Origin of the sequence: Polynucleobacter sp. VK25 (genome assembly GCF_018687355.1) — a bacterium.
GTDB lineage: Bacteria > Pseudomonadota > Gammaproteobacteria > Burkholderiales > Burkholderiaceae > Polynucleobacter.
The window spans coordinates 1,161,369-1,174,114 of record NZ_CP061288.1 but is presented as its reverse complement, the minus strand read 5'-3'; the positions used below and the strand labels follow the sequence as shown (position 1 = coordinate 1,174,114).

The window sequence follows — 12,746 nt, the reverse complement described above, 5'->3', positions numbered from 1 at the left end:
CATGATTAACTGAATGAAATTGACCTAAGTCAGATATAGTTTTGTCATTAGACAGTTAGACTGAATCTACTTATGCAATATAACTTTAGTTAAAGCTTTGACACTTTCTGATTTGCTCCGTCCGTATAAGTCATACACCAAAAAAGGTGTGGCCTTTGCCGTCCTGGCTGCTATCGTACACGCCGCCATTTCCACCTTCTTGCTCACAAACTTTTCGGGAGTAGTGGGGGAGAGTGTCATTTGGATTCCGGCTGGAATTGGCTTAGCAGTAATTCTTGCGCTGGGTTGGCAGTATTGGCCATTTATCTTTGTCGGCGCTACCTTAGGTGAGATGGGTGGTGGCCATCATCTTGTGATGGCTATGCTCTTAGCAAGCGGCGCGCTCATTGGATATTTCGTTGCGGCACTTTTACTGCTGAACTATTTCAAGTTTGATAAGCACATTCAATCTCTGGGTGATTACTCACGTTTATTGGCTGCTAGTTTTATCGGCGCTGCCATTAGTACCACGATCAATATTTTCTTCTTGGTGCAAGGCGGTTTGTTGGCGCTGGACATCGTAGCGGGCGTATATCAGAAATGGTTTATCGGCGACTTCTTTGGCTTTGCCTTCTTTACGCCAATTCTCCTGGTGCTTTCTAAGCGGGAGATGCAGGACTGGCCAAAAGACAAAATCATTAAATTTATTATTTATCTTGTGATTGCATTCCTATTTGGCCAAGCGGTATTTTTTGGTTGGTTAAGAGAGTTTGTCGATCTGACAGGTAGGGGATTTGCAGTTCTTTTTGCGATTGCATTTTTTGGCTACCTCTTTGGTCGCCAGGGTGCGATGGTCTATTTCTGCATTCTTCTACTGCAATCTGTATTAAGCGTCTTTCATGGAGGGGCATTTTTTGACCGCCAGTTGATGACCCACCATGCTCCGATGGTGATCTGGGCTTATTTAGGAATAGCTTGTTTCATTGGACTTACGATTGCCTTGGTAGTGGAAAGCTTTGATCGTAAGAGCAAGGATCTGCTTCAAGCCTCTAAATTAGTTTGGGAATCAGAGGTGCGGTTTAGAGAAATTGTTGGTAACACGCCTGTGTTGATGGCGACCTACAATCTTTCAACGCAAATCACCGACTATGTAAATCCATATTTCACAAAAGCACTCGGATACACGGCGGAAGACCTACTTGAACCCAATGCTTGGTGGCCCTTGGCCTATCCAGATCTAGAGCTCCGAAAGTATGTCCAAGAGGAATGGACTAGACGTGCAGAAGAAGCAACAAAGACCGGGACACCGTTTGTTCCAATGGAAACGCAAACGACTTGCAAGAATGGATCCTCCAGATTGATTTCCTGGGGCAGCTTTTTTGCCTCAGACCGCATGGTGATTTACGGCATTGATATTACAGAGCAAAAGCGATCTGAAGATATTCTGAAAGTGTCCTCTGCTGTGTATCGCGCCATGGGTGAGGCGGTAGTTATTTGTGACGCAAAGAACAATATCCTCTTGGCAAATGATGCCTTCAGAGAATTAACAGGCTATTCTGAAGATGATCTACTAGGTTATGGATTCTCAGACTTCTTAGTAAAGCGTCATGGTGCTCGCTCTTATTCAGATATCTTCACCTCCCTTGATGCTGTAGGTCGTTGGGAAGGGCAGGCCTGGCTGAAGGTAAGGGAAGGTGCAGAAGAACTACGCTTCTTGTCAATCTATTCAACCTTTGATAAAGATGGCACTCCATTGCAGCGGGTAGCCTTGGTATCAGAGGTAACGGATCAGCGCAAGGCTCGTGAGCTCATTAATCAACAGGCTAATTTTGACCCTTTAACTGGATTGCCTAACCGTCGCTTAATGCTCGATCGTCTTGAGCAGCTTATTAAGCAATGTACTCGATCACAAACCAGTCTAGCAGTGATTTATATTGACTTGGATAACTTCAAGGACGTGAATGATAGTCGTGGCCATGACTTTGGTGATGAATTATTAAAAGTAATTGCTCAACGCTTGCGTTCTGAAGTGCGTGATACGGATACGGTAGCCCGTATCGGTGGAGATGAATTTGTGGTCCTATTAGGCCAGCTTGACAGACCAGAAAAAGCCGACATTATTATTCGCGAGATCATTAAAAATCTGAATGAGCCTGTCCTGATTCAAGGTGAAATGATTTATGCCACCGCTAGCTTTGGTATCTCCATGTTCCCTAATGATGGTAACGATGGCAAGGCACTGCTCTTGGGTGCAGACCAGGCAATGTATGCGGCAAAGTCTAACGGTAGAAATGGCTTCCAGTACTTTACGAGCTCCTTGCAAGTCAAAGCCAATTACCGTGTTAGCGTTATCTCAGAGCTTCGAACAGCGATAGATAACAAGCAGTTCCAATTGGAGTATCAACCTATCTATGATTTAAATACGGGTGCGATTATCCATGCCGAGGCTTTGTTAAGATGGCATCGCTCTAGTGGTGAGGTGGTTATGCCGTCAGCATTTATTGAGATCGCTGAAGAGTCTGGTCTTATTGTAGAAATTGGCAATTGGGTCATGAAAGAAGCATTGATGTATCTCAAATCGCTCGGTCTAGAAAGGTCGCCATCGATTGCAGTAAACGTTTCAGCAGCACAATTCCACTCAAGCGATCACTCTGTAGTGCAATGGCTGGAGTGGATGCAGGAATTTGGCATTCCCTCCAATAAGATTGTTCTAGAGATTACTGAGCGGATGATGTTGATTCAGTCTCATAGAGTCTTACGAAAAATAACAATGTTGCAAGAAGCGGGTTGCAAATTTAGCGTAGATGATTTTGGAACGGGATACTCATCTCTTGCATCCTTAAAAGACTTCAACTTTGATTTCTTAAAGATCGATTCTCATTTTGTAAAAGCCTTGGCACCACATAGCCTTGATGAATCTCTAGTCTCAGCGATGGTGGCGATGGCAAAAGGCTTAAATCTGGTCTCTATTGCAGAAGGGGTGGAGACAGAAGAGCAGGCCCAACTGCTCAGAAATATGGGTTGTAACTATGCTCAGGGCTACCTATATAGCCGCCCCTTAAGCCCGGAAGCATTTAAAAACATCCTCTCATAGTGATTGCCTGTCTAATTGACCCAATTGGACAATTTCACACCTGATAAGTTGAGATATTGTTGGTTTTAGACAACTAACTGTCTAGTACTTATCTACTTTTATACACCTTAATGGTGTCTAAATACCCGATATATCTGTATAAATGATCTCCCGGCCATTACTTTTTATTGGACAGATAGATAAATGATCTCTAGCAAGGCATTGATAGACCAAACCGGAATATCACGTGCCACCCTCAATAACTACATCCAGCTTGGCATCTTGCCTAAGCCGGTTGTGCAGTCTTTGTCTGCAAGTGCAGATGAGGGTGGGGCTAGGGTATTGGGTTTTTTCCCGGACGATGCATTGGAGCGAGTGCAGGCTGTACAAATTTTGAAGAGCCAAGGCTTATCAATGGCTCAAGTTGCCGAGCGTCTAGCTCAAACAGATGCTTTACTAGAGGTGCAAGAGTTGCAGCTAGAAACGGGAGGCTCTCGTCCGGCAATGCGCCCGATTGGTAAATCAAACCAGATTAATCAGGTGCGCGCTACGAACACTGCAAGCAAGCCTTTCTCAGATTCATTGGGTAATCTCTCCTTATCCTTGGATACCCTCACGCATCCTGCTTACATGCTTAATTACAACTTTGAGCTCACTTGGTTTAATGAGCCGGCACGTAAAGCAGTCTTTGGTTTTGCAACAGCGCCATCTAAAAGCACCGATCGAAATTTACTGAACTTACTAACAAGACCTGAAGTGTGTTTGACCATAGAAGATCAGCGCTCTTTAGTAGGTTTGTTATTGCAATTAGCTAGCTCACGTATTTCTTATGAGTCGCTCTCTAAGCTAGTAGCACAGAGCGATCCAGACCTGATGCCGCTATTAGAAGGTCTTTCTTCTGAAGAGCAAGCCCAAGAGCAAGCAGTCAATGAAGTCGAGTTTTTTCAAAGAGATTCACGCGGTCAGATTGTTTGCTACCGAGTGTATGCGGTGTATTTCCGTGAAGGTATCTTGGTGGTGCATGCGCCAGCAGAGGAGCGGGGTGACGACTTAGTGAATTTCTTAGCCCGTCGCGATCAAGTGATTCATTCCTTGCTGAGCAAGCGTTTGCCGGTGATGACGCCTTTGGCTGTGCTCGTAGCAGACCTACAGAATTCAGTGCGCATTTGTTCAGAGCTGCCGCCGGATGAGTATTTCGCCTTGATTAATCAGATCTGGGCAACGATGGGGCCGATATTGCGCAAATACACCGGGACGCATGGCAAGCATGTTGGTGATGGCGTGGTGTACTACTTCTTCCCGCAAGCTGAAAGCAATTATTTATTTAATGCAGTTGCCTGTGCCGATGAATTACGTCAAGCCATGCGAAAGATAAGCGCTGAATGGCAACTCAAGAAAAACTGGTTTACTGAGTTGCAGCTCAACATTGGCTTACATGAAGGCCAAGAGTGGTTGGGTAGCTTCCAGTCAGCTAACCATATTGAGTTTGCGGTACTGGGCAATACGATTAATCAGGCATCCCGTTTGAGTGACTTTGCAAGACACGGAAGCATTTGGGCAACTAAGGACCTGATTAGCAAACTAAGCAATGATGAGCGTAGCCGCATTGAATTTGGAGTACTCAGAAAGAGCCAAGAGAATGGCGATCGCTTTGTGGCCTCTTCTTATGCTCAGGTTGAATCGATTATCGATCTGAATCAAGACAAGCACGAAAAAATGAGAGATATTTCTCAATTGGCTGTTGCAGAGATCAAGCGCGTCAGCAATGCGCGCCTGTATTAAAAAAGAATAACCGCATCTAAAGGCTATTGCCGAATGAACTGATAGTCTGGCGGTGGTGGGTTATAGCCCGGTATTTTGCTGACATCCACTGCATCAATCTGACTCTCATCTAAGAATTTCAAGGCATATTCTTCATAGACCTTTTCCCAGATGAAGATATCAAAGAGATCTGGATCAACGTGTTGACCTAATTTCATCTTGCCAAGAATTTCCAGGGACTCACTGAGTGTCTTGCCCTTCTTGTAGGGGCGATCTTTAGCAGTCAATGCTTCAAAAATATCGGCAATACCCATGCAACGTGCTGGTACAGACATTTGCTCACGCGTTAAACCTTTCGGATAACCCTTACCATCCATCTTCTCGTGGTGACCACCTGCGTATTCAGTGACATTTCGTAAGTGCTTTGGCCAAGGCAGTTTTTCAAGCATGCTGATCGTGAGATCAATGTGGTGGTTAATGATCTGACGCTCTTCGTTGTTTAGCGTGCCAGCGCGAATAGTCAAATTGCCAATTTCTTCATCGCTCAGGAAGGGGTGATTAGTGCCAGAAATATCTTGCCAGATATAGCGTTTAGCAATGTCATGCACGCGTTGTACGTCTGGATCTTTCATGAACTCACCACCGATATTGCAATGGCTTAAAAAGTTGTAATCATCAATCAATAAAGAGCGACGTTGTTCTGCCTCTTCTTCGGTAATAAATTTTTGTGCCAAAGCCAGTTGAATATCGCGCAAGACTACTTCTGCACGAACTTCAATCAAATGAATACGATCAAAAATCTTTTCAAGCTTAGTGGCCTTATCTACCACGTGTACTGGAGTCGTAATCTTTCCGCAGTCATGCAGTAAGCCGGCAATCTTCAGCTCTTGGCGATCGCCATCATTGAGTGTGAACTCCTTGAGAGGCCCAGCATTGCAGCGATTGACGGCATCAGCCAACATCATGGTGAGGTCAGGTACGCGATTGCAATGTCCGCCAGTGTAGGGGGATTTATCGTCAATCGCGTGGTTAATTAAGCCAATGAAAGATTCAAACAATTCTTCAAGATGTAAGATCAGCATTCGGTTGGTGAGTGCAACAGCGGCTTGTGAGCTTAAGGCTTCAACAATCTCTTGGCTATCTGCTGAGAAGGGAATGACTTTGCCGGTATTGGGATCGGTAGCATTAATGAGCTGCAGAACGCCAATGATTTCTGATTCGTGGTTCTTCATCGGAACCGTTAAGAACGAGACAGAACGATAACCATTGGCCTCATCAAATTTGTGAGTACCAGTAAAGTCAAATCCGTCTGCGTTGTAGGCGTCAGCAATATTGACTGTTTGTTCTTTGTGATAGGCATAACAAACTACTCTGCCTAGATCAAGACTTCCATCTTCTTTAAATAAAGGAAGGGGCGGTATCGCGATTGGCTTCTCACTTTTACCTCCTAGGTGCACCCCTTTACTTTTGGTGTGCACAATTTCAAATTTCAGGAGTTTGTCATCAACAACCCTATATAAGCTACCGGCATCAGCATTAGTAATTTGCATGGCCGCCTGAAGAATATTCTCCAAAAGCTGATCTATATCCTTTTCGCTGCTTAAGGACGACCCAATCTTGAGGAGTTGCTGCATGAGCGCTTTGCTAATGGTCTCTTGGGTCATATAGGCATCTTTAATGTGAATGAATTCATTATCTACAAAAGCAGGGATTTGTATTTAGTAGTAAAGAACCTCTCAAATTAGTAGATTGATACTAAATAAATAGACCTATAACTACCATAGGAAAAAAGTTATACGGTGGGTATTCTGACTTCTCCTTCATATAACTTAAGTTATTTCCGTGGTCGATACCTCATTAACTCGTTTTCAATATCCAAAAGTGAAGCGCTTGTCCATTTATGTGGCATGCCTTTCTTTGGCGATGTCTGGATGCACGACCCCTATAGTAAATGAGGGTGACGCTCCAAATGGTCCTGAGTATGTCCGCTGGATGCCGGGCAGTTTTAAAACGCCTACCGTTGAAGCGCAGTTGCCTCGTCCAAAAGAATTATGGTGGACCGAGTTTGAGAGCGAAGAGCTCAATGGCTTGGTGGATACCGCATTAACCAATAACTATGACTTGCGAATTGCAGTAGCACGTGTTGCGCAAACACGCGCACAGGCCGATGTAGTAAAGGCGAATGAATCGCCAACTATTGATGCAACCGGTAGTTATAAGAATCAAGCCCCAGGACTTGGGCCTGGCTATGCTGCCAATACTTCACAGTGGGGCAGTCAACCAGTATGGCAAGTAGGCTTACTTGCTAACTACGAAGTAGATCTGTGGGGTAAAAAAGGCTTCAATACCCAATCCGCTTTCTCACAAGCCTTAGCTAGTGAGTACAACCGTCAAGCGGTTGCATTAAGTTTGGTCGGTGACACTGCTACTGTGTACTTTCAGGTGCTTTCTCTGGACGAACGTATCAGCGTAGGCGAGCGTAACTTAGAGGCTATTCGCACTGTAGGTAGAGGCTTGCAACGACGCGTAGATCGTGGTGATGCCACGATTATTGATTTATCGCAGCAATTGATCTTACAAACTAATACCGATGCGCTGGTAACCAATCTACGGTTGCAACGTGAACGGGCTTTTAACCGTTTGGCTGCCTTGGTGGGAAGAACGCCATCTACTTTAAAAATTAAAGGTAAATCTTTAAAAGAGATTAAGGTTCCCGCAGTAGAGGCTGGCCTACCATCTGACTTGCTCTGCCGTAGGCCAGACATTCGTCGTGCTGAAGCCGCTCTTGAAGCTTCAAAAGCCGATTTATATTCTGCCCGTGCAAATTTGTTACCAAGCTTTTCTCTTACTGCTGGCGGTGGTTATGGCAGCTTCCTGCTCTCAACGCTGACTATGCCGCAGAGTTTGTTCTACAACGTTTCAACAAACTTAGTGCAAAACGTGTTTGATGGCGGCAGACGTCGCGCAGAAATTCAAGTGGCTAGCGCAAAGAATGTGGAATTATTAGAAGCTTATGCAAATGCTGTTTTGGCATCATTACGCGACGTAGAGGATGGCTTGGCAGGTGTTAACTTAACCGCTAAACAATATGACGCGTTAAATGAATCACGTAACCGCGCACAACTGTTGGCTACGATGAGTGCCAAAGTGGTTGAGCGGGGCGGCATGGACTATGTCCAGCTCTATGAAATTCAGCGTACTGTTTTATCTGCTGAAGATGCAGCGATTGGCGCACGGAATGATCAGCTGGCAGCTTCCGTTGGCCTATTCAAAGCCATTGGTGGCGGTACCAAGCTTGAAAACGATCCTTGTATTGGCGGCGGCAAACTTCCAGCAGCAGATGCTCGTTGGGGAGAGGTTGCAGCAAAAGCCGATTCAGCATTTGATAAGAAACCTGCGGTGGGCGTGAACAAGGCTGGGCAGCCAACCTATGAAGGTAGCGGCATTCCTCTAAATCAGAAGCCGTTGCAATCTCCTGAGCAACCGTTTTACGTTATTAACTCTGTTACACCTGCAGAAACTTCTGGTGCAGCGCCGAGCGCACCGACAACGCAACAAAAACCACAACAGTAAATCCTCCAAGGCGAAATAAGGTATGAGCGAAATCAGCAAAATCATGGAGCGAGCAGTTAATGCCCTGAAAAAGGGTGTTGAAAAATCCCTCACTTTCTTGGGTTGGGTGGCTGTTATTTTGCAAAACATAGGTACAGCGCTATATAAGCAGATACGCTACGATTTCGATCTTGTGTGGATGCGAATTCGTGGTTCTAGCAAGAATTTTCAGGGACATCCCATAAGTTCATGGGCTGATGTCAAAGAAATCGCACTTGTGTGGGTGAAAAAAGCCAAGCCAACTCATTGGTATCCATTGCTAAAGTCTCGTAAAGAGCAACTAGTGCAAACAGCCACGATTGAATGGCATGCCTTTAGAGCTGACATTGATAAATTACGTGAACGCATTCGTCAGTTCCGCAACCCCACCAATGAGCAGCGTGCCGTAGGGGATCTCTCTCCATTCTCAGGTGAAAAGACCACCATTATTGCTTCGAGCATTGTGATCAATTTGTTGGCATTGGCATTTCCATTGTTGATGCTGCAACTCTATGATCGTATCCTGCCTCATCAGTCCTTAGAAACTTTGGCATTAATAGCAGTTGCCGTTGGTATAGCAGTTGCGGTGGAATCCGTAATGCGTGTGGTGCGCTCTTATGCAACGGCTTGGATTTCTGCTCGCTTTGAACATAAGGCCATGTTGGCAGTCACAGAGCGTGCTTTAGCAGAGCCACTACATGACTTCGAGCGTAAGGGTACCGGCACAGTGATGGATGACTACAAGTCAGTTTCTTCACTGAAGTACCACTACTCAGGGCAAACCTTTCAGCAATTAATGGATTTGCCATTCACTTTGCTCTATGTATTGATCGTTTTCATTTTGAGCCCTTGGGTTGGACTGCTGCTAACTGCTGGCTATGCCGTCTTTATTTTTATTACCTGGAAAAATGGTCGCGATGACCCAATTTTGATTAAAGATCAAAAGCAGGGTGATTTGCGCCGCGCCAATTTCTTAAACGAAACATTGAGTAACGTTCATACACTCAAATCGATGACCATGGAGTCATTGATGTTGCGTCGCTATGAGCGCTTACAAGAGAGCTGTGCCCGTTTAATGTCTCGTGTAACTTACGCCTTGGATATGTCTGCGGGTATTGGCAACATCTTCTCGCCGATGATGAATATGCTCATCGTTGCCTTAGGTGCATGGTTGGTCATTGGCCATCATCTGACGAATGGTGAGTTGGCTGCTTGCATCTTGTTGGGTATGCGTGCCTTAGCGCCGTTGCAGCGCCTTGGTGGTATGTGGGCCAAATATCAACAGGATGAGATCTTGCGCGATAACTTAGCATTGACCTTGCTTCAAGGAGGCTTGCCAGCTAAACCAGAAGCCGAAGAGAATGCGGTTCTATTAGCTGATCGCCCACTACGATCTGCAAAGTTGCAGTTAGATAATGTGCATTACCAATTTCCGGGTAGTAAGACCGAATTATTTGATGGCTTATCTTTAACAGTAGAGCCAGGTGAGTTTCTTGCTATTAAAGGGGACTCAGGTTCAGGCCGCAGTACTTTGTTGCAGCTCATGGCTGGTGTCTTGCATCCAACCACAGGCGAAGTACGCATTGACGATGAAGACCTCAGAAACATTCCGCTTGAGCAACTCAGTGAGCACGTAGCCTATTTACCTCAAAAAGCCTTGATGTTCGAAGGCTCGCTATTAGATAACGTCAGCGTATTTGAACCAAGCCGAGTAGACCGTGCTTTGCAAACTGCCAAGATGTTGGGTTTGGGTGACTTTGTTGCCAAGATGCCGCGTGGTTGGGATTCTCCGGTAGGGGATACCGCTGCTGATGCAATGCCTCCAGGCTATCGTCAGCGTATTGCGATTGTGCGGGCGCTGTCAAATCAACCCAATATCATCTTGTTTGACGATGCCACATCAGTGATGGACTCGGATGGTGACGCAACCTTCTTGAAGTTCATGGAAGCGGTACGCGGTAAGGTGACCGTAGTGCTGGTCTCGCAACGCCCATCATTTTTACGTTTGGCAACTCGTACACTCTTTTTACAAGACGGCCATTTACATGAAGTTGAGCCTAATAAGGTAAGTTCTATCCGTGAAGCAAGCGCAGCTCAAGCAACACCATCGAAGGTCGATGGCATGGTGGGTTCTGCTGCCGCAAACTATCGGGCCATTCCGAAAGAAGAGTATTTTGACTCACCATTTAAAGGTGGCGTTATTGATACCAATCGCTGGCAGCATACCCATGAAACTGTAGTGAATAATTTCAAAGTTCAAACAGATTTGTCTGGCTGCTTGTCACTATTGCTCAAGTTGATGAATGCCCGTGGTACAGCACGCGAAGTAGCGGAATCTTTGCCGTACTACACCGATAGCTTGGATCTAACGAGCTTTCACAATGCCATGTCACAGATGGGTTATAAAACCAATGAAGTGATATGCACTCTAGGTATGCTTGAGCCACGGTCACTCCCTTGTTTATTTGTTCCTGATAGCGGCCCAGCTTTTATTGCGATGGGTCGTATTGGCAAGCAAATGCGCATTGGTGATTCGGCAACGGGTGAAGCGCGCTTTGAACAGGACCTCAATATTGCCGGTCGTGCTTATTTTTATGAAATAGCTGAAATCAATGTGAGCGACACTCGTTCATGGGTGGGGCGTGTACTTTTGCGCTTTAGTCCATTGATTGGTCAAGCAACCTTATCTGCCTTGGTATCAGGCTTGGTTATGATGTCAGGCCCATTATTTCTGTCAGTTGTCTACAGCACTGTGATTCCATCGGGTGCTACAGATACATTGTTTTATCTCACCATTGGCGCAACGATTGGCTTGGGTGCTGGTTACTACTTTATGCGCCATCGCGCCAGAATCTTGGCCTATATCTCAGGCCGTATTGAGTATCTGTTTGGCGCAACGATATTGCAGCAAGTGCTCAAGATGTCGCCAGTCTATACCGAGAGAGCATCAGTCGGATCGCAAACTTCGCGTTTGCAAAGTTTTGAAGCTATTCGGGATCTTTTTACCGGACCTTTGGCATCTACCATCCTGGAGTCACCGGCAACTTTAGTATTTTTGGTGGCGCTCTCCATCATGAACCCAGTGTCATTGGTGATTTTCGCCATCATGGTGGTGGCATATGCGTTGTTGTATTGGATTTTCTCAGGCGTTACTCATGACCGTGTAGCTGCAGTAAGTAGAGCTGTTACGAAGCGCAATGAATTCATTGTGGAGATGGTGGGTAAGATGCGCATCATTCGTGAGTGTGGTGCACAGCAACTTTGGTTAGAGCGTTTTAGAGAAATCTCTGCCAATGCCACGATGGCATCTTATAAGGCTGAGCAAGTTTCATCGCTATTGGTATCAATTTCCTATTTTGTGATGATGCTTTCTGCATTAATGATTGTGTCAGCTACTGTGCCAGCAGTCATCATGCAAACTGTTTCAGCTGGCGCTTTGATCGCCTCTATGCTCCTGATGTGGCGTGTACTGAGCCCAATTCAAACCATCTTTACTAATATGACGCGGATTGAGCGGGTAAGAAGCGCAACCCGTCAGATTGATAGCTTGATGAAGATACAGGGAGAGCGCCAAGAGACAGCTACTTCCTTGGTGTCACGTGGACTAGAGGGCGCAATTGAGTTTGCCCGCGTTTCTTTCCGTTACTCCATGAACGTAGACCCTGCATTAATTGGTGTCGAGTTTAAGGTTAATCCAGGCGAAATGATTGCGATTAGCGGTCCTAATGGCGGTGGTAAATCTACTTTACTCAAATTGGTCTTGGGTATGTATCAACCACAAGCCGGATCCATACTGATCGACAACGTTGATCTGCGCCAATTAGACCCAATGGAGCTACGTCGCTCTATCGGATATGCGCCGCAAGATACGCAACTGTTCCGCGCAACAATTGCGCAGAACTTGCGCCTAGCTAGGCCGGATGCCAGTGATGATGAGGTTTACCAGGCTTTAGATATGGCTGGTGCCTTAGAGCAGATCATGGCGCTACCAAAAGGTATTGAATACCGTGTTGGCGATAACACAAATGAATTGCCATCGAGTCTGAAGCAAAAACTATCACTAGCACGTGCGTACCTGACACGTGCACCCATCATGCTCTTTGATGAACCAGGTGCAGGCCTTGATGATTATGGTGATCAGAAGTTTATGGAGACCTTAAGGGCCCTTAAGGGCAAGGCTACCGTGCTCTTTATTAGCCATCGTCCAAGCCACATTCGTCTGGCTGACACCTTATTAGTCATGGACAAGGGTTATCTGCGCGCCGCAGGACCACCTGATGTTTTATTGAAACAACCTACAGCAGCGTAACCAACACTTACTTAATCGATAAGAGTACTACTT

The 12,746-nt window shown here is 45.7% G+C and carries 5 protein-coding genes; 4 read left to right on the top strand and 1 reads right to left on the bottom strand.

Features of this window, described 5'->3' with window-relative positions; all coding sequences use genetic code 11:
• The first annotated feature begins 112 nt into the window (after nucleotides 1-112).
• Together AOC21_RS05960 and AOC21_RS05955 are read left to right on the top strand one after the other, a co-directional pair.
• The gene (locus AOC21_RS05960) at nucleotides 113-3,073 is read left to right on the top strand and encodes an EAL domain-containing protein (protein ID WP_215391102.1); all 2,961 of its coding nucleotides are present in this window, start codon (nucleotides 113-115) and stop codon (nucleotides 3,071-3,073) included.
• A gap of 183 nt (nucleotides 3,074-3,256) precedes the next feature.
• Entirely contained in the window at nucleotides 3,257-4,834 is a 1,578-nt protein-coding gene (locus AOC21_RS05955) for an adenylate/guanylate cyclase domain-containing protein (protein ID WP_215391101.1), read from the top strand.
• Nucleotides 4,835-4,857: 23 nt separating this feature from the next.
• Here AOC21_RS05955 and AOC21_RS05950 read toward each other — a convergent pair whose 3' ends face one another.
• Nucleotides 4,858-6,477 (bottom strand): HD domain-containing phosphohydrolase, encoded by a 1,620-nt coding sequence (locus AOC21_RS05950; protein ID WP_215391100.1) that lies wholly within the window; start codon nucleotides 6,475-6,477, stop codon nucleotides 4,858-4,860.
• Between the two features lie 178 nt (nucleotides 6,478-6,655).
• Between AOC21_RS05950 and AOC21_RS05945 the strand changes: the two genes are divergently transcribed.
• Nucleotides 6,656-8,386 carry an efflux transporter outer membrane subunit gene (locus AOC21_RS05945; protein ID WP_215391099.1) on the top strand — a complete coding sequence of 577 codons (1,731 nt, stop codon included), beginning with the start codon at nucleotides 6,656-6,658 and terminating at the stop codon, nucleotides 8,384-8,386.
• A gap of 22 nt (nucleotides 8,387-8,408) precedes the next feature.
• A complete protein-coding gene (locus AOC21_RS05940; protein ID WP_215391098.1) occupies nucleotides 8,409-12,713 on the top strand; it encodes a peptidase domain-containing ABC transporter in 4,305 nt (1,434 codons plus the stop codon).
• Nucleotides 12,714-12,746: the final 33 nt, after the last annotated feature.

Coding starts and splice junctions, on each gene's coding strand:
- AOC21_RS05950 (WP_215391100.1), bottom strand. CDS start 6,477: ATGACCCAAGAGACCATTAGCAAAGCGCTCATGCAGCAACTCCTCAAG.
- AOC21_RS05955 (WP_215391101.1), top strand. CDS start 3,257: ATGATCTCTAGCAAGGCATTGATAGACCAAACCGGAATATCACGTGCC.
- AOC21_RS05940 (WP_215391098.1), top strand. CDS start 8,409: ATGAGCGAAATCAGCAAAATCATGGAGCGAGCAGTTAATGCCCTGAAA.